Annotated in this window: 17 protein-coding genes; 5 read left to right on the top strand and 12 right to left on the bottom strand. The window is 65.6% G+C overall.

Going from position 1 to position 16,459, the window contains the following annotated elements:
- Positions 1–1,266, bottom strand: a complete 1,266-nt coding sequence (locus ACREB4_RS00890; RefSeq protein ID WP_431586291.1) for an NADH:flavin oxidoreductase/NADH oxidase family protein — start codon at positions 1,264–1,266, stop codon at positions 1–3.
- 257 nt (positions 1,267–1,523) lie between these two features.
- On the opposite strand from ACREB4_RS00890, the gene ACREB4_RS00885 reads away from it, so the two are divergent.
- Positions 1,524–1,871, top strand: coding sequence for an SWIB/MDM2 domain-containing protein (locus tag ACREB4_RS00885; protein WP_431586290.1), 348 nt, complete (start codon positions 1,524–1,526; stop codon positions 1,869–1,871).
- Between the two features lie 84 nt (positions 1,872–1,955).
- On the opposite strand, the gene ACREB4_RS00880 is transcribed toward ACREB4_RS00885, so the two are convergent.
- Genes ACREB4_RS00880 through ACREB4_RS00865 form a run of 4 tightly spaced genes read right to left on the bottom strand, consistent with a single transcriptional unit; the run spans position 1,956 to position 7,058 of the window.
- Entirely contained in the window at positions 1,956–4,799 is a 2,844-nt protein-coding gene (locus ACREB4_RS00880; RefSeq protein WP_431586289.1) for an SNF2-related protein, read from the bottom strand.
- 4 nt (positions 4,800–4,803) lie between these two features.
- Positions 4,804–5,682 (bottom strand): crotonase/enoyl-CoA hydratase family protein, encoded by an 879-nt coding sequence (locus ACREB4_RS00875; protein WP_431586288.1) that lies wholly within the window; start codon positions 5,680–5,682, stop codon positions 4,804–4,806.
- 34 nt (positions 5,683–5,716) lie between these two features.
- The gene (locus ACREB4_RS00870) at positions 5,717–6,190 is read right to left on the bottom strand and encodes an NUDIX domain-containing protein (RefSeq protein ID WP_431586287.1); all 474 of its coding nucleotides are present in this window, start codon (positions 6,188–6,190) and stop codon (positions 5,717–5,719) included.
- Entirely contained in the window at positions 6,183–7,058 is an 876-nt protein-coding gene (locus tag ACREB4_RS00865; protein WP_431586286.1) for an ATP-binding protein, read from the bottom strand. Before ACREB4_RS00865 ends, ACREB4_RS00870 begins: the two co-directional genes overlap by 8 nt.
- Before the next feature lie 148 nt (positions 7,059–7,206).
- On the opposite strand from ACREB4_RS00865, the gene ACREB4_RS00860 reads away from it, so the two are divergent.
- Entirely contained in the window at positions 7,207–7,818 is a 612-nt protein-coding gene (locus ACREB4_RS00860) for a PEP-CTERM sorting domain-containing protein (protein ID WP_431586285.1), read from the top strand.
- Here the strand turns inward: ACREB4_RS00860 and ACREB4_RS00855 are convergent.
- The 5 genes from ACREB4_RS00855 to ACREB4_RS00835 form a co-directional block, all read right to left on the bottom strand.
- Complete coding sequence (locus ACREB4_RS00855) at positions 7,743–8,756, bottom strand: hypothetical protein (protein ID WP_431586284.1); 1,014 nt, start codon at positions 8,754–8,756, stop codon at positions 7,743–7,745. The genes ACREB4_RS00860 and ACREB4_RS00855 overlap by 76 nt on opposite strands.
- A 122-nt stretch (positions 8,757–8,878) precedes the next feature.
- A complete protein-coding gene (locus ACREB4_RS00850; RefSeq protein WP_431586283.1) occupies positions 8,879–10,813 on the bottom strand; it encodes a bifunctional metallophosphatase/5'-nucleotidase in 1,935 nt (644 codons plus the stop codon).
- A gap of 24 nt (positions 10,814–10,837) precedes the next feature.
- The gene (locus ACREB4_RS00845) at positions 10,838–11,437 is read right to left on the bottom strand and encodes a PEP-CTERM sorting domain-containing protein (RefSeq protein ID WP_431586282.1); all 600 of its coding nucleotides are present in this window, start codon (positions 11,435–11,437) and stop codon (positions 10,838–10,840) included.
- Positions 11,438–11,543: 106 nt separating this feature from the next.
- Positions 11,544–12,164 (bottom strand): nucleoid occlusion factor SlmA, encoded by a 621-nt coding sequence (slmA, locus tag ACREB4_RS00840; RefSeq protein ID WP_431586281.1) that lies wholly within the window; start codon positions 12,162–12,164, stop codon positions 11,544–11,546.
- A 16-nt stretch (positions 12,165–12,180) separates the two neighbouring features.
- Positions 12,181–12,894, bottom strand: coding sequence for a pyrimidine 5'-nucleotidase (locus ACREB4_RS00835; protein WP_431586280.1), 714 nt, complete (start codon positions 12,892–12,894; stop codon positions 12,181–12,183).
- Between the two features lie 55 nt (positions 12,895–12,949).
- Between ACREB4_RS00835 and ACREB4_RS00830 the strand changes: the two genes are divergently transcribed.
- Together ACREB4_RS00830 and ACREB4_RS00825 are read left to right on the top strand one after the other, a co-directional pair.
- Positions 12,950–13,363: a hypothetical protein gene (locus tag ACREB4_RS00830; RefSeq protein WP_431586279.1), complete on the top strand. Its 414-nt coding sequence runs from the start codon at positions 12,950–12,952 to the stop codon at positions 13,361–13,363.
- Entirely contained in the window at positions 13,360–14,334 is a 975-nt protein-coding gene (locus ACREB4_RS00825) for a CapA family protein (protein ID WP_431586278.1), read from the top strand. The genes ACREB4_RS00830 and ACREB4_RS00825 overlap by 4 nt, the downstream gene beginning before the upstream one ends.
- A 7-nt stretch (positions 14,335–14,341) precedes the next feature.
- Here the strand turns inward: ACREB4_RS00825 and argB are convergent, their stop codons facing one another.
- A complete protein-coding gene (gene argB / locus ACREB4_RS00820; protein ID WP_431586277.1) occupies positions 14,342–15,256 on the bottom strand; it encodes an acetylglutamate kinase in 915 nt (304 codons plus the stop codon).
- 173 nt (positions 15,257–15,429) lie between these two features.
- Here argB and ACREB4_RS00815 point away from each other — a divergent pair, with 173 nt between their 5' ends.
- The gene (locus tag ACREB4_RS00815; protein ID WP_431586276.1) at positions 15,430–15,714 is read left to right on the top strand and encodes a copper-binding protein; all 285 of its coding nucleotides are present in this window, start codon (positions 15,430–15,432) and stop codon (positions 15,712–15,714) included.
- 226 nt (positions 15,715–15,940) lie between these two features.
- Here ACREB4_RS00815 and ACREB4_RS00810 read toward each other — a convergent pair whose 3' ends face one another.
- The gene (locus ACREB4_RS00810; protein ID WP_431586275.1) at positions 15,941–16,423 is read right to left on the bottom strand and encodes a YqaA family protein; all 483 of its coding nucleotides are present in this window, start codon (positions 16,421–16,423) and stop codon (positions 15,941–15,943) included.
- Positions 16,424–16,459 lie beyond the last annotated feature (36 nt).

The raw sequence follows: 16,459 nt of genomic DNA, 5'->3' as shown, positions 1-16,459 counted from the left end.
TCAGCTCGCCCGCAACTTCGTGGGCGAGCGTTTCTTGCGCCCAGCGCTCACCTGGTGCGCGATGAACTTGGCGAACACCCACAGGGCCGATTCACGCGGCTTGGGGGCTTCGCCCTTGCCGATGCGCTTGAGCTGCCCGGTGTACCAAGTCACTTCCAGCAAACCCATCTTGTCGATGAAGCCGATGCCGGTCTTGATCGGCTTGATGACGTTGATGGCCTCTTGACCCGCCAGCAAACGCTTGGGCAGGTCGGGCTCGACCGCCAGCACGCGTGCCAGCCCCACCATGTCGACCGCACCCGAAGTGATCGCCTCGGCCATGCCTTGGGATGAGCGGAACCCACCCGTCACCACCAGCGGCGTCTTGACCGCCTGACGCGCTTTCTCGGCGAAGGCCATGAAGTAAGCCTCGCGCTGGCGCGTGCTGTCTTTCACCGCGGCTTGATCGGCCTTGACCCCGGTCATGGCTGGCGCTTCATACGTGCCGCCCGACACCTCGATCAGGTCGATGCCTTCTGCGGCCAATGCGCGGATCGTGTCCAGGGACTCTTCTTCGGTGAAGCCTCCGCGTTGGAAATCGGCCGAGTTCAACTTGATCCCGATCGGGAAATCCGGACCGACGTTCTCGCGCATGGACCGGTAAACGGCCAGCACGAAACGACGCCGCTTCTCGGCCGTGCCACCCCATTCATCGGTGCGGCGGTTGTGGTGCGGCGACAAGAACTGGCTGACCAGGTAGCCATGCGCACCGTGGATCTGAACGCCCGAGAAGCCCGCCTGCTTGACGATGCCGGCGGCTTTGCCATACCGCGCGACCAGGGCCTGCACCTCGGCATCGGTCAACTCGCGTGGCGTGGCGAAGAAAGCTTTCATGTCGGGCCTGAACGGCACGGCCGATGGCGAGACCGTTTCCTTGTTCAAGCCTTTGGGTGCTTGCTTGCCCGGGTGGTTGAGCTGCACCCAGCATTGCGTGCCGTTGCGCGTGCCCGCTTGCGCCCAGGCCGTGAGCTGCGCCAGGTCACGGTCGTCTTCGATGACGACGTTGCCAGGCTCACCCAAGGCACGCCGATCGATCATCACGTTGCCCGTCACGCACAAGCCCACGCCGCCATCGGCCCAGGCTTGGTACAGGCGAACGAGTTCGGGCGTGGGCGCGCGATCGCGGTTGCCCAGGGCTTCGGACATCGCCGATTTGAAGAGGCGATTCTTGATCAGCACGCCATTGGGCAGCGTGAACGGTTGGGCCAGAACGGCTTGAGGCGTCATCCAACGTACTCCTGAAAACACCGACAAAGACGCGATTGAACACCGAAACGCGAATGCGTGCAGCGCACAAAGGCCTTCATGGGGCGCTTCAATGCACATTTCATTGACGTTGAGGGGCCACAAACATTCATAAACACTGTTTTTCAGAGGGAAGTGGCATTACCATCGCAAGCGCAATACCCTTGAGGAACACGTGCGAACACAGCACGTGCCCGAGGCAAGGCATCAGATCTGACCCTAGATTGGAGTGAATTCACATGGCAACTGCGAAGAAAGTCCCGGCCAAGAAGGCTGCGGCACCTGCGAAAGTCCCGGCAAAGAAGGCTGCACCTGCAGCCAAGAAGGTCGCTGTCAAGCGCACCCCGAATGCCGCCTTCATGAAGGCACTGACCCCGAGCCCAGCATTGGCCGCCGTCATTGGCGCCGATCCCCTGCCGCGCACGGAAGTGACGAAGAAGGTTTGGGAATACATCAAGAAGCACAATCTGCAAGATGCCGCCAACAAGCGCAACATCAATGCAGACGACAAGCTGAAGGTGATCTTCAAGAAGGCTCAAGTCTCGATGTTCGAGATGACCAAGCTCATCAGCGATCAGCTGAAGTGAGCCTGAGCCTGGTGGGCTGACGAGCCCGCCACGCCCCTTGATTGAAAAGCCCGGTGGTTCGAAAGAACACCGGGCTTTTTTCATTCAGGGCGTCGACTCTTCAGGGATCAGGGGCTTGAACAGTTCGTCGAAGTCCTGCGCGTTCAGCGCGGCATCGCTGGCCACGCCCGACAGCAGCAAGTCGGCCAGGCCGGCCTTGCGCGCCTGCAGCTCCACCATCTTGTCCTCCACCGTGCCGTTGGCCAGCAGCTTGTAGACGAACACGGGCTTGTCCTGCCCGATGCGGTAAGCGCGGTCGATGGCTTGTTGTTCGACCGCCGGGTTCCACCAGGGGTCGTACAGGATCACGGTGTCGGCCGCGGTCAGGTTCAAGCCCGTGCCACCGGCCTTCAGGCTGATCAGGAACAAAGGCACCTTGCCGCCCTGGAACTTGTCCACGAGGCCGGCGCGGTCGTGCGTCTCACCCGTGAGCTTGAGGTAGTCGATCTTCAAGCGCACCAGCTCGGGCTCGATGAGCGCCAGCATCTCGGTGAACTGCGAGAACAAGAGGATGCGCCGCCCGTCTTCCACCAAGGTGGGCAAGAGGTCGAGCAGCAGCGCCATCTTGGCCGAAGGCGCGGCCTTGCCGACGGCGGGTGCGCCATCCGGCCCCATCTTCAGCAAGCGTGGATCGCAGCAGACCTGGCGCAGCTTGAGCAAGGCATCGAGCACCATGATCTGGCTGCGCGCCAGGCCTTGCTTCTCGATGGCTTCGCGCAGCTTCTTGTCCATGGTGGCGCGCACGGTTTCGTACAGGTCGCGCTGCGTGCCCGTCAGGTCCACGCGCAGGTGGGTCTCGGTCTTCTCGGGCAGTTCGCGTGCCACCTGCAGCTTGGTGCGGCGCAGGATGAAGGGGCGCACCCGGCGGGCCAGGTGTTCGGCCTGCAGGGTGTCCTTGCGTTTTTCGATGGGGTTGCGGTAATGCTCGCGGAACTGTGCCTCGCTGCCCAGCAGGCCGGGACAGACGAAGTCCATCAGGCTCCACAACTCGCCCAGGTGATTCTCGAGTGGCGTGCCGCTCAGGCACAGGCGGTGGCGCGCGCGCAGGCCCTTGAGCGACAGCGTGGCCTGGCTGCGGCTGTTCTTGATGCGCTGGGCTTCATCGAGCAGCAGGTAATGCCATTCGTGCGAGGCCAGCGTGTCGATGTCGCGCACCGCCAGCGGGTAGCTGGTGATGACCAGGTGGGCGTGTTCGATGCGCTTGAAATGCTGCATGCGCTGCGGGCCATGCAGCACCACCAGCTTCAGGCCGGGCGTGAAGCGCTGCGCCTCGGTCTGCCAGTTGGTGATCAGGCTGGTGGGCACCACGACCAGGCTGGGCCGGTCCAGGCGCCCCGCGTCCAGTTCGCCTTGCAGCAAGGTCAGGGTCTGCAGGGTCTTGCCCAGGCCCATGTCGTCGGCCAGCACGCCGCCCAGCCGGGCGCGTCGCAGGAAATCCATCCAGGCCAGGCCATCGAGCTGGTAGTGGCGCAAGGTGGCCTGCACATTGGGCGAAGGCTGCACGGCGGGCAGGCTGCGGCCACTGCCGAGCAGGCGCACTTGTTCGATCAGATCGGTGAAGCTCGGCGGTGCCACCACGGTGGACTGCGCGGTGACGGCTTCCAGCGTGCCCAGGTCGAAACGAGACAAGCGCAAGGGCCCGCCATCCCGGCCGTGCGATGCAAAGACCGAACGCATCCATTCCATCAAGGGCGCCACGCGTTGCACGGGAATGCGCAGCAGGCGCTGGCGCGGCAAGGTCCCCGGCATGGCGGGTGAGTCGTCGGGCCAGGGCACCAGCACCTCGCCGCGCTGCTGGCCATCGCGCACATCGGCGTTCAGTTTCAGCCAGCCGGTCTGCACCAGGCCCACCAGCAAGGGCAGCAGGTCCACGCGCTGGCCTTCCACCGTGACTTTCAGGCCCACCTTGAACCAGTCGCCACCGGCTTCTTCGTCGACGTCGACCGTCCACTCATCGGCGGTGTGCAGTTCGTAAGGGAAGTCGTGCTTGACCTCGACGACCCAGCCACGGCTTTTGAGCAGCGGCAACTGCATGGTCAGGATGTTGGGCCACTGCTCGCGGCGTTGCGGCACCAGGATGAGCGGATCGCCTTCGAGGTTCGAGCCCGCACCGCCCGCGTTCAGGCGGGTCAGGCGGTTGATGGCCAACCCCGCCGACAGGCTCCAGGAGCGGAACTCGAGCGTGTTGCACAGGTCCAGCAGGGCCGTGGCCTCCAGCTTGCTCTGCCGTTCGAAACGCACCGTTTGGCGCTGGCCGGGTTGCCCGGGGTCTTCGCGTTCAGTGAAGCCTTGCGCGCCGTGGACGGCCGGGAAATGAAAGTCCACGGGCTCGGCGCCTTCGGGCTGGTAGCGGAAGATCAGCTGCGCCGAGGCCTGCCGGATCTTGGTGTTGATGGACGACTGCGAGCCATAGCGGTGGTGCAGCATGGCTTCGGACACCACGTCGACACAGGTGCTCAGCTTGAGCACCGGGATCAAGGGCAAGGCGCCCAGGTTGACCGTGGGCAACTCGGGCGCGGGCGCCACCGCCTTGACCGGGGCCGGCGCGGCCTGCACGAAGGCCTCGTCGGAGGCACCACCGCCCCGCTGCTTGCGGACCTGCTGCGCTTCGAAAGCCATCAGGGCCGCGGCCACGTGCTTGCAATTCAGGCCGACCGGGCAGGTGCAATGCCCGACCACGCGCAAGCCCAGCCGCCGGTCGTTGACCAGCTCGGTGCGTTGCGCGTAGGCCTGCGCGCCACTGCCATGCAGGCGCGTCGACAGGACCGGCCCGATCACCTGCATCGATTGAACGGCTTGCTCGGGTTTGAGGTCCACGGCGCGCGCCAAGGTGCGGCCGTCAAAGTATTCCCCGAGGTCGAAGTCGTGGGGCAGCGCGAAGTCAGTCAAGGGCTCATTCCCACCAGGGATAGAAGGAGGGCATCTCGGACGCTTTGCCCTCGAACTGGGCCGGGCGCTTCTCCAGGAAGGCCTTCACGCCTTCCTTGCCATCGCCGATGCTGGTGTAGAACATGGCCAGCGAATCGACCTGGTGCGCGGCCAGCGGGTGCGGTTGGGCCGAGTTGCGGTACATCATCTGGCGCGTCAGGGCGATGCCCACGGCCGAGCGTTCGCTGGCAATGCGGCGCGCGATCTTCAGCGCTTCATCGAGCAATTGATCGTGGGGCACCACGGCCTTGACCAGGCGGCCGCGCAAGGCTTCCTGCGCGTCGAACACGTCGGCCATGTAGGTCCATTCCAAGGCTTGCGAGATGCCGACCACGCGGGGCAGGAACCAGCTGGAGCAAGCCTCGGGCACGATGCCGATGCGGCCGAAGACGAAGCCGATGCGGGCCTTGTCGGAGGCCAGGCGGATGTCCATGGGCAGGGTCATGGTGGCGCCGATGCCCACGGCCGCACCATTGATGGCACCGATCACGGGCTTCTTGCAATCGAAGATGGACAGCACGACGCGGCCACCGGTGTCGCGCACGCCGTTGAAGATGGCGGGATCGTTCAGACGCTCGCGCAGGTCGTCCATGGTTGGCCACTGGGTTTCGTCCAGGCCGAACACATTGCCCGGCACAGTCAGGTCCATGCCGGCGCAGAAGGCCTTGCCCGACCCGGTGACCACCACGGCGCGCACGGCGTCGTCGTTGCTGGCGCGCGTGAAAGCATCGACCAGCTCATTGGCCATTTCCACCGTGAAGGCGTTGAGCTGCTCCGGGCGGTTGAGTTTGAGCAGCAGCACGCCGTCGTCGCCGACCGCGTAGTCCAAGGTGTGGTAGGTCATGGGATGTCTCCTCCAGTGGATGGGGCGACCCCCATTATCCGCTGTGCGTGACGCCTTCGTGACCCCGTTCGCTGGCCAGCCACAACAACACGGGCACGGTGCCCGGCAACACGGGCACGACCTCGACGGGCAGGGTCTGCCAGGCCATCTGCTGGCTTTCACGCATTTCCAGCTTGCCAGTCCAGTCGTAGACCTTGCAGAAGTTCAGGCGCACCTTGGCATGGGGGTAATCCATCACCTCGATTTGCCAGGGGTGAGCCTGGCCGATGGTGATGCCCAACTCTTCGACCAGCTCGCGGCGCAGCGCCTCTTCGATGGTCTCGCCAGGCTCGACCTTGCCGCCGGGGAATTCCCAGTGCCCGGCGTAAACCTTGCCTTCCGGACGCGAGGTCATCAGGAAGCGGGCCTCGCGGCCTTGCGCATCGCGCTCGATCAGCACGCCCACCGCCACCTCGACCGGGACGCGGTCGGTTTCGGCCATCACATGGTAGGACTTGGGCTCAGCCATGGCCGCGGCCCGAGTAGTCGCGCGCGAACTGGTAGGCGACGCGGCCGGAGCGCGAGCCGCGTTCCAGTGCCCAGACCAGGGCTTCGGGGCGGGCGGCGGCGATGGCTTCGGCGGACACCTGGTAGTGGCTCAACCATTGCGCCACGATGGCCAGGTATTCGTCCTGGGTGAAGGGGTAGAAACTGATCCACAGCCCGAAGCGTTCGGACAAGGAGACCTTTTCTTCCACGACCTCGCCGGGGTGCAGTTCGCCATCATCACTGCGGTGATAGCTCTTGTTGTCGGCGTGGTACTCGGGCAGCAAGTGCCGGCGGTTGGAGGTGGCCACGATCAGCACGTTGTCGCCGGCGGCAGAGACCGAACCATCGAGCACCGACTTGAGCGCCTTGTAGCCGGGCTCGCCCTCGTCGAAGGACAGGTCGTCGCTGAAGACGATGAAGCGCTCGGGCCGGCCGTCGACCAGGTCCACCAGATCGGCCAGGTCCACCAGGTCGGCCTTGTCCACCTCGATCAGGCGCAGGCCTTGGTCGGCGAACTCATTGAGGCCCGCCTTGACCAGCGAGGACTTGCCCGTGCCGCGCGCGCCGGTCAGCAGCACGTTGTTGGCCGTGCGGCCAGCGACGAACTGCGCCAGGTTGCGGGTGAAGCGCTCCTTTTGCGTGTCGACCTCTTGCAAGTCGGACAGCTTGATGCCGCCAATGTGGCGAATCGGCTCCAGCGAGGCGACACCACTGCTGCGCTTGCGGTAGCGCCAGGCGACCGAGGCCGCCCAATCGGGCTCGCTCAAGGGGCGTGGAAGGACGTTTTCGAGCCGGGCCATCAGGTGTTCGGCGCGGCTGATCAGGGAGGTCAGGTCGGGCGTGCTCATGGTGCCCAGTGTAGAGGCTTGGGGGCCAGCGCCCCCTAATTTGAAGCCGACCAGCGCTTGTTGCGCCGCCCCTTGAAGGACAAAAATGCGCTGTCCATGCTGTCCTCGGACGACTCCCTCAATCCTGAAGTTCCACCGGAGAAGCACCATGACCCTGTCCACCCGATCCGCGGCGTCCCTTGGCTTGACCAGCGGCCTGATCGCCCTGACCCTGATGTCCACCACGGCTTCGGCCGCCATCATCACCTTCGATGGCCTGACAGGCGAGACCGCCGACCCGCTGAGCGCCTACAGCGAGGCGGGCTTCACCGTCACGCCCACCCTGGGTGAATGGAAGGAAGCCCACGTTTTCGGCAACCCGCTCCCCAGCATCTACGTGTCGGACCTGGGCCCGGACACCCCCTTCGGCAACCTGCAGATCACCGCGGGCGGTGGTTTGTTCATCTTCAACTCGCTGGACCTGCAGGCCTTCAACTCGGGCGTGGGTTATGAGATCCGAGGCTCGCGCGGGGGCACCGTGCTGTTCAGCGTGGCCAGCAGCCAGGCGGCCAGCGCGGCTTTCCAAACCCTGAGTGGTGGCGGCTCGCTGGCCATCGACACCTTGACCTTCGACATCTCAAGCGGCGGCCCAGGTTCCTTCAACGTCGACAACATCAACCTGAGCGCGGTGCCCGAACCCAGCGCTTACCTCTTGCTGCTGTCGGGACTGGGCCTGCTGGGCGTGAGGACCTGCAAAGTCAAGGGCAAGGCGAGCTCGTAGAGCTCGTCCATCGGCAGGCGGGCGTTGGGCGGCGACTCGGCCACGGGGCCCAACAAACCGCCCAGGGCCTCGGCCAGCGCGGACACCGGCACGCGGGCGGCCCCTTCGGTGCTTGATGAACCAGGCAAGGCCACGCCCACCAGGCGACCCGCCGCGTCCACCACCGGCCCACCATGGGGCCCGGCCGGCACGTCGATGCCCAGGCCCTGGCCTGCCCCCAGGAAGCCCAGGCGCAGCAAGGGCCAGGCGGGGTCGGGGCTCGATGCCACCGCATGCTCCAGTGTGTACACCGGGCTGCCGGCGAAGGCGTCGCGGGGCGGCCTGCGCCAAGAGGCCGCACCCGGCATGGGCGATGCCAGTTTCAGCAAGACCAGGCCCAAGGGGTCCAGGCGGCGTTCCACCTCGGCCTGGGCTTCGCGCCCCAGGCCATCGCGCAGCCACACCGCCTCGGGGCGCGCCACCAGGTCGGCAGGCACCAGCGCCCGACGCCCCTGGTCGATCAACACCCCGCTCCCTACCACGTGCAAGCCGGGTGGCATGGCCCCTGGCACACCCATGGGCGCCAGGCGCGTCGGCCCCAGCAGCAAAGCATCAGTGGCACGCGGCCAGGGTGCGCGCAACTGTGCCAGGGCCAGCGCCACCACGGCTTGTCCTGGCACACGGCGCTCGACCCCTTCCAGCAACTGGCGGGCAAAAGCGCCTTGCCCACCTGCGTTCAACAGCCACGCGTAAAGCACCGCGCCACCCACCTCATCGCCATGCGCACCCGCCGTGTGGGCCGCGAAGGCCAAGGCACGCCGGTACTCACCAGCCTGCATGTGGGCACGGACGATGCCCTGCTCGATGTCGGTGGCGTGCTCCCGCGCCGCCGCCTGCTCGAAGGACTTCAAGGCCAGCGCCACGTCTCCGCCCGCCAACGCCGCTTCTGACTGGGTCACCCAGGCCGCCGTCTCGGGGGAGCGGGGCCGTTGATGCCCATGGTCATGGACCTCGCCTGCCAAGCCAGGGGCCGTGGCCAGGCACCACACGGCGATGGCCACCCCGGCAGCGCACCAGCATCTCAAGGTGCCGAGACCTTGGTGATGCGGGGCTTCTGCAGGGTCGCCGCGCTGGGGTCGTAGGCGGTTTGCGCTGGCAACTTGAAGCGCGCCAGGTAGGCGGTCAAGGCATCGATGTCCTGGGCACCCCCCAACAGATCCTTGCCATTGGCGAAGGCCGTGAAGCCATCGCCACCGGTCGACAGGAAGTTGTTGATCGTCACGCGGTAGGTCTTGAGCGGATCGGTCAGCACGCCAGCGGCCGTCACGATCTGGTCGATGACCACACCCGTGGCCGTGTCCACCAAGCGCAGATTGCTGATGCGTGCATCGCAAGGGGCCGAAGCGTTCCAGCTGTACTTCAAGCCTGCCGAAGGAATCAGGATGCGTTGGGTGGACTGGCCACGGCAGCCGACGAACTGTTGCTCCAGGGCGTTCTTGAGGTCCTGCGCGGTCAGGGTCAGGGTGACCAGGCTGTTGCCGAAGGGCTGGACAGTGAAAGCCTCGCCATAAGTGACGTTGCCATCGCCCTCGCCGGCCGCGCCCGACGCGTAGGTGAAGCCCGGCGCGCGCACGCCACCCGGGTTCATGAAGGCGATGACCGCTTCGCCAAAGCCCGGCGCTTGCGTGGCCAGCAGTTGCGAGTCGGCGATCAGCTCACCGGCCGGCATGTTGCCCGCGGCATCGGAGGTGTTGGCCATGGCCGCCGTGATCGAGCCGATGACCTGCCCGGCGATCGGCGACACCAGTGCGTTGTAGCCATTGACGATGCCGGCCACCACGGCATCGGGCGCCACGGTCGCATCCGTGCGGTCCACCAGTCGATTGGTGGCTTTCACCGCCGTGACATCACGGGTGTTGGGATCGATGGTCAGGTCGATGTCGCTCAGCACCCGGCCGAAAGCGCTGGCGCTGGTCACGGGCACCAGGCGGCCGACGACGTTGGGCAGGCCGGCCGTGCGTGGCGTGCGGGTGGTCAGGGTGTTGCCTTGCGCGTCCTTCAAGGGCTGGCCGGCTTCGTTGAGTTGGACCGCCACGTTCACGGTGCCGGACGAGCAGTTGTAGGCCGCGTGCGTGTGGCCGCTCACCACCAGGTCCACCGCGTTGTCGAGCCGACCGACCACCTTGGCGAGGTCGGAGCCCACCAGGTCGCCATCACAGCCATTGATGTCGCCCAGGCCCGCGCCCTGAAAACCACCCTGGTGCACCAGCACCACGATGGATTCGATGCCTTGCGCACGCAAGCGAGGCACCAGGGCGTTCACGGTCTCGGCCTCGTCCTTGAACTCCAGGCCGGCCACGCCACTGGGCGTCACGATCGTGGGCGTGGCTTTCAGGGTCATGCCGATGAAAGCCACTTTCACGCCATTGAAGGTCTTGACGCCATACGCCGGCAGCAGCGTTTTGCCGGTCGCGGTTTCAAGCACATTGGCCGACAGCCACTTGAACCTGGCGCCATCGAACTGGCCCGCCACGCCGGAGCCCAGGCCCTTGCAGCTGTTGGGATCGACCACGCCATGGGTCAGCTTGCAGCCGCCGTTCTGCAAGCGCTTGAGTTCCACGGCGCCCTTGTCGAACTCGTGGTTGCCCACGGCATTGAACTCCACGCCGATCTTGTTGAGCGTTTCAATGGCCGGCTCGTCGAAGAACAAGGCCGACACCAGGGGCGATGCCCCGATGAAGTCGCCCGCCCCCACCACGGCGTTCAAGGGGTTCTGCGCCTTGAGCTTGCCCACATAGGCGGCCAGGTAGTCGGCACCGCCCACCGCGGGCCGGTTGGCGCTGAGCGTGGCGGTGTTGAGCCCGAAGGTACCGGGCGACTGCAGGTTGCCGTGGTAGTCGTTGAAGCCGATGAGCTTGACCTGGAAGGGCGGCTTGGCGGCAGGCGTGACAGCGGTCGCGCAGCCGGCGAAAGCCAGGGCCAGGCTGGCGCCCAGCAAGCGGATGGGGGTGTTCATGGTGGACTCCTCTGGACCTGCCAGTCAGGCGTTGAAACGACGGCGCGCCAAGGACGCCACGAAGGCCAGGCCCGACAAGGCCAGCAGCCAGGACGAGGGCTCGGGCACCGCGGCCACTTCCAGCTTCAGACCCGCGAACGTGGCATTGATGGGCACCCCGCCATCGTCCAGCGCCGATTGCGCCAGCCAGCCAGTGATGTGGTGCGTGCCTGCCTGCAGCAGGTAAGTGCCGCGGCTGAAATTGCCATCGGCCCAGGCCTCGTCGAAGTCGAAGGTCAGGCCGGGGTAGTTGGCCGCACCGGGCACCGAGGTGGTGCCGAGCACCACGTTGCCATCGAGGACCTGGAAGGTGTCGCCGGTGAAGCCGGCATCCACCACGGTCAGCCACACGGCCTGCGTGGTGGTGAAGTCGAAGCTGACGGTGTCGGCGTGGTCGCCTTCGATGTCGAACCAGGCGCTGGTGCCCGACTCGGCCGTGTCCATGAACACGGCATACCAGCGGCCATCCAGCGTTGGGGTCGTGGAGACAGGGCCCGCTTGGGCACCCGCCATCGACAGCATCGCCGATGCCAGAACCAGGAAAGACTTGAAACCACCCATGACCACACCTCCGGTTGAATGCATGGCTCGCATCTCAACAGGAGGTCATGACAAGGTCATGGCAAAGCTTTGATCCGGGGCATGGCGTGGACAAAATGCCACCGGAAGCGCCACGATTCGCCGCCAGGCTTCAGGCCAGCAGCTGGCGCAAGGTGGCGTCGAGGTGTTCGGTGGGCAGGCGCTTGAAGCCAGTCCGCGTGAAGCGGTGCAGGCGGCCCAGGATCACGCTGGTGGCCAGCGAGGCCCCGGTTTGCGCGTCCACGGTCGGGGTCTGGGAACCGCGCGCCTCGGCACGCACCTTGTAGCCCTGGCGCAGCAAGGATTCCAGCCGTTCGAAGGCCTGGTTCATGCGCACGGCCAGGCGGTCGTGCTCGAAGACCAAGGCATCGCCCACCATCACGCGGGCCATGCCGGGGTTCTTCTCGGCGAACTGCAGCACCAGCCCAAGGATGCGCGCGATCTGCACGCCCGGGTCGGCCTCGCGCTCCATGATCTGGTTGGCCAGCGTGAAAAGGCTCTGTTCGATGAAATCGATCAGCCCCTCGAACATCTGCGCCTTGCTGGCGAAGTGGCGGTACAAGGCTGCCTCGCTGACCTCCAGGCGAGCCGCCAGGGCCGCCGTGGTGATGCGGTCGGCGCCGGGTTGCTCCAGCATCGTCGCCAGGGCCTCCAGGATCTGAACGCGGCGCTCGCCCGGCTTGGGACGTTTGCGGGGCGCAGGCTCGGCAGCGGGGATGAGGTCGTCGTTCATCGCATCTTTTGCAGCGTCACGGGCTGGAGGTGAAAACCGCGTGAAGCGCACGCAGCCGACGGATTCTGGCACACACCCACGCGGGGCGGCGGTGCAAGTGGGCACCTGCTTCGGGTCCGTGAGGGTTGCGCTTGAGGTAGCGCTGCATCCACACCGTGCGCAGGTGCGCCGCGCGGGCGGTCTTGAGGTTCGCCAGGGTGTCTTCGATCAACACACAGCGGTGGGCTGGCAAACGGTGGCGGGCCAGCACCACCCGCAGCATTCGGGCGTCGGGCTTGGGGCGCAGGTCGCCGAACACCCGCATGCCTTCGATGGAAATGATGCCTTCGAAGCAGGTGGCCAGATCCAGAGCGGTGACCACGCGCTTGGCGTAATCGGCCGGGGCGTTGGTCAGGATGAACTTGCGGCCTGGCAGGCGCCTGAGCGCCGCGCGATCGCTGGGCGGCATGCGCAGATCGCGTTCCAGGCCCGGCAGTTGGTGGGTCTGGGCCAGGAAGTGCGCGGCACGGATGCCGTGGTGCCTTTCCAGGCCCAGCAAGGTCGCGCCATGGCGCCGCCAGTAACGCAGGCGCAACTGGTTGGCTTCTTCGCGGGGCAGGCCCAGGTGTTCCTCGATGTAATCGGTCATCGAGCTGTTCAGCCGCCAGAACACCGCGCCCGAGGCGTCGTGCAAGGTGTTGTCGAGGTCGAACAACCAGATGGGTGCATTTTTGAAGACCGTCGACGACATGAATACCCGCGAGCGCTGTTGTTTCACGACTCTAGCACCCTGTAAAGTGCGGCGGATGAAACCCTCCCTCCCTTTGATCCATGGGCTTGCCATGCTGACCGCCCTGGCATTGGCGGCCCCCTCCAGCGCCACGGTGCTGCGCTGCCAAGTGCGCTATGCCAGCGAGACCATCCTGGTCGAGGCGCGCGCGGTGAGCGATCCTTACACCGTCGCCGCGAAGGACATCGGCGGGCGCTTCCGCTTCAAGGCAGTCATGGTCGGCACACCGCAAAAGGTGGACCACATCGCCTTGTACGCCTACGACATGGAGCTGCCCGGCGCGCCATTGCTGATCCACGAAGTGGTGCACCAGCCGCCATTCGCCGACCAAGCCGCGCTGCCCGGCCTGACCGGCTGGAACCATGTCTACTCCGCCCAGCTGGGCCGCGAGATGGTCTATGGCTGCGCACTGGACCAGGCTGCCCCATGAGACATTTCCTGCGCCATGGCTTGTCGATGTGGTGGCTCACCGCCCTGCTGTGTGGCACGGCCTCCGCCCTGGCCGAACCCAGCGAGCCCACCGTGTCCATCGTCTTCGTGGGCGACGTCATGCTGGCCGACCACCCGGGCCAGCGAGTCAAGCAAGGCCACGACCCTTTCGCGCCTTTCGCCCGCATCCTGAAAGATGCCGACGTGCGCGTGGCCAACCTGGAGTGCGTGGTGGCGCGGAGCGGCAAGCCCGTGGACAAGCCCTACACCTTCCGCGCCCATCCCCGCGTGCTGCCCCTGCTCAAGCGCAACGTGGACGCCGTGTCCGTGGCCAACAACCACTCCGGCGACTTCGGCCGCCAGGCCTTCGCCGAGATGCTGGACCGCATGCGCCAAACCGGCCTGCCCTTCTTTGGCGGCGGCCGAAATCTGAGCGAGGCCCACGAACCGCTGCTGATCGAACGCCATGGTTTGCGCATCGCCCTGCTGGGCTACGACGAGTTCTTTCCCCGCGCTTTTGAAGCGGGCGACCAGCATGCCGGCGTGGCCTGGAGCGAAGACGAGCAGGTGGCGAGGGACATCCGGCGCGCCCGTGCGGTCCACCGCGCCGACATCGTCATCCCCTTCATGCACTGGGGCGAAGAGCACCAACCCCGCGCGAACGACCGCCAGCGCGAACTGGCCCGCCTGATGATCGACGCGGGCGCCGATGCCGTGGTGGGCACGCACCCGCACGTGGTGCAGGACACCGAGGTCTACCGAGGCAAGCCCATCGTCTACAGCTTGGGCAATTTCATCTTCGATGGGTTCGACGACGCCGACAACAACACCGCCTGGGCATTGCGCCTGCTGGTGGGCCGCGGTGGTGTGCGCGAAGCCAGCATCCAGGTGGGCCGGATCGACCGGCATGGCACGCCACACCCCAAGGGCGGGCCGGTCCCGATCGACCTGAAGCCCGCGCCGCCGCCGTGATCCGCGGTCAGTGCGAACGGATCATCGTGCCGTAAGCCTGCTCGGTCAGGATCTCGAGCAGCATGGCGTGCGGCACGCGGCCATCGACGATGTGCACGGCGTTGACGCCGCTTTTGGCGGCGTCCAGGGCGCCAGCGATCTTGGGCAGCATGCCGCCGCTGATCGTGCCATCGGCCACCAGCTCATCGATGCGGCGGGCCGTCAGGTCGGTCAGCAGATTGCCGTCCTTGTCGAGCACGCCCTTGATGTTGGTCAGCAGCATGAGCTTTTCGGCCTTGAGCACGGTGGCCAGCTTGGCGGCCACCAGGTCGGCGTTGATGTTGTAGCTCTCGTTTTGCGCACCAAAGCCGATGGGGCTGATGACGGGGATGAATTGGTCATCCTGCAGGGCCTTGACCACGCTGGGGTCGATGGAGTCGATCTCACCCACCTGGCCCACGTCGTGCTCCTTGTTCGGGTCTTCCAGGTCGAGCAGCTTGAGCTTGCGCGCGCGGATCAGCCCGCCGTCGCGGCCGGTCAGGCCCACGGCCTTGCCACCGGCGGCGTTGATCAGGCCCACGATGTCCTGCTGCACCTCGCCGGCGAGCACCCACTCGACCACTTCCATGGTCTCGTCGTCGGTGACGCGCATGCCCTGGATGAACTGGCCCTTCTTGCCGATCTTGTTCAGCGCCGCGTCGATCTGCGGACCACCGCCGTGCACCACCACCGGGTTCAGGCCCACCAGCTTGAGCAGCACCACGTCTTCGGCGAAATCGGCCTGCAGTTCCGGGTCGGTCATGGCATTGCCACCGTACTTGATGACGATGGTCTTGCCATGGAACTTGCGGATGTAGGGCAGCGCCTGCGCGAGGATTTCGGCCTTGTCACGGGGCGAAATGTTGACCAGGGTGTCGGGAGAGGTGGGGGGCTGGGCGGTCATGGCGGCGCGCGTTTCTTGTAACAAGCAAAGCAATCATTTTAGGGACACTGGACGGGCTTTCCGCAGAAAACTTGTCAACCCGATGACAGGCCCGCGCGTCTAAGGAAGGCGAGGACCGCGTCCGTGCGCGCCTCGGTTCATACTGGACCCCTGTGTCCGAGAAGGAGCCTCACGTGAAGACATCATTGTTCGCCAGCACCACCGCCTTGATCCTGGGCCTGAGCCTGTCGGCCTCGGCCCTGGCCGTGGACGGCGAAGTTCGCAAGATCGACGCCGAGGCCGGCAAGATCACCCTCAAGCACGGCGAGATCAAAAGCCTGGACCTGCCGGCCATGCAGATGGCCTTCCGCGTGGCCAACCCGGCGTGGCTCACGGCTGTGCAGGTGGGCGACAAGGTCGATTTCTCGGCCGACAAGGTCAATGGGCAATTCACCATCACCTCGCTGACCAAGAAGTGATCCAGGCATGAAAAAGCCCCGGAGCTTGCGCTTCCGGGGCTTGTCATCGATCAGCCCTCCCTGGACCTTTTTTATGATGACAGCGTGCATGGTCGCGATTGGAGTCAAAGATTTTTGCTTCGCGATTGCCGTCATCTTAGTGGGCCGGGTTGCGCAACATCCCAGGGCGCCGGACAAAATGGTTACAAAATGCATCCCATGTTCATGGGATGGCGCATGGTGAAATTCAAACCACCCAGAGCATGAACACCGTCATCGAGATGTAGCGGGCGCCCTTGCCGATGGCCATGTAGACCATGCAAGGCCAGAAAGGCAGCCTGAGCCAGCCGGCCACCGCGCACAGCGGGTCGCCCACGATGGGCAACCAAGACAAGAGACAGGCCTTGGCGCCAAAGCGTTGCAACCAGCGCAGGGCCCGCGAATTGACCCTGGCCTCGTGGTGGATGACTTTCTCGGTGCCCTTGCGCGCACCCCAGCCCATCCACCAGGTGACCGCACCCCCCAGGGTGTTGCCCAAGGTGGCCAGCAGCACGGCCGGCCAGAACATTTCGGGGTTGAGCTTGACCACGGCGAACACCGCGGGTTCGGAGCCCAAAGGCAGCAGCGTGGCCGACACAAAGGCCACCAAGAACACCGCGCTCAAGCCCACCTGGGGCAAAGCGAACCAATTCAAGAACGCGGCAACCCCCGCGACCATCCAAGCTTCCATGCCTGGATTGTGGGGGGTTTCAGAAAGGCCCTTGGA

Source organism: Aquabacterium sp., assembly GCF_050725395.1.
In the GTDB taxonomy this organism is placed as follows: Bacteria; Pseudomonadota; Gammaproteobacteria; order Burkholderiales; family Burkholderiaceae_C; genus Aquabacterium.
The sequence above is the reverse complement of the archived record's forward strand: the minus strand, read 5'-3'. Positions and strand labels throughout refer to the sequence as shown.

Coding starts and splice junctions, on each gene's coding strand:
- ACREB4_RS00890 (WP_431586291.1), bottom strand. CDS start 1,266: ATGACGCCTCAAGCCGTTCTGGCCCAACCGTTCACGCTGCCCAATGGC.
- ACREB4_RS00835 (WP_431586280.1), bottom strand. CDS start 12,894: ATGTCGTCGACGGTCTTCAAAAATGCACCCATCTGGTTGTTCGACCTC.
- ACREB4_RS00825 (WP_431586278.1), top strand. CDS start 13,360: ATGAGACATTTCCTGCGCCATGGCTTGTCGATGTGGTGGCTCACCGCC.
- ACREB4_RS00860 (WP_431586285.1), top strand. CDS start 7,207: ATGACCCTGTCCACCCGATCCGCGGCGTCCCTTGGCTTGACCAGCGGC.
- ACREB4_RS00870 (WP_431586287.1), bottom strand. CDS start 6,190: ATGGCTGAGCCCAAGTCCTACCATGTGATGGCCGAAACCGACCGCGTC.
- ACREB4_RS00875 (WP_431586288.1), bottom strand. CDS start 5,682: ATGACCTACCACACCTTGGACTACGCGGTCGGCGACGACGGCGTGCTG.
- ACREB4_RS00850 (WP_431586283.1), bottom strand. CDS start 10,813: ATGAACACCCCCATCCGCTTGCTGGGCGCCAGCCTGGCCCTGGCTTTC.
- ACREB4_RS00885 (WP_431586290.1), top strand. CDS start 1,524: ATGGCAACTGCGAAGAAAGTCCCGGCCAAGAAGGCTGCGGCACCTGCG.
- argB (WP_431586277.1), bottom strand. CDS start 15,256: ATGACCGCCCAGCCCCCCACCTCTCCCGACACCCTGGTCAACATTTCG.
- slmA (WP_431586281.1), bottom strand. CDS start 12,164: ATGAACGACGACCTCATCCCCGCTGCCGAGCCTGCGCCCCGCAAACGT.
- ACREB4_RS00845 (WP_431586282.1), bottom strand. CDS start 11,437: ATGCATTCAACCGGAGGTGTGGTCATGGGTGGTTTCAAGTCTTTCCTG.
- ACREB4_RS00830 (WP_431586279.1), top strand. CDS start 12,950: ATGAAACCCTCCCTCCCTTTGATCCATGGGCTTGCCATGCTGACCGCC.
- ACREB4_RS00865 (WP_431586286.1), bottom strand. CDS start 7,058: ATGAGCACGCCCGACCTGACCTCCCTGATCAGCCGCGCCGAACACCTG.
- ACREB4_RS00810 (WP_431586275.1), bottom strand. CDS start 16,423: ATGGAAGCTTGGATGGTCGCGGGGGTTGCCGCGTTCTTGAATTGGTTC.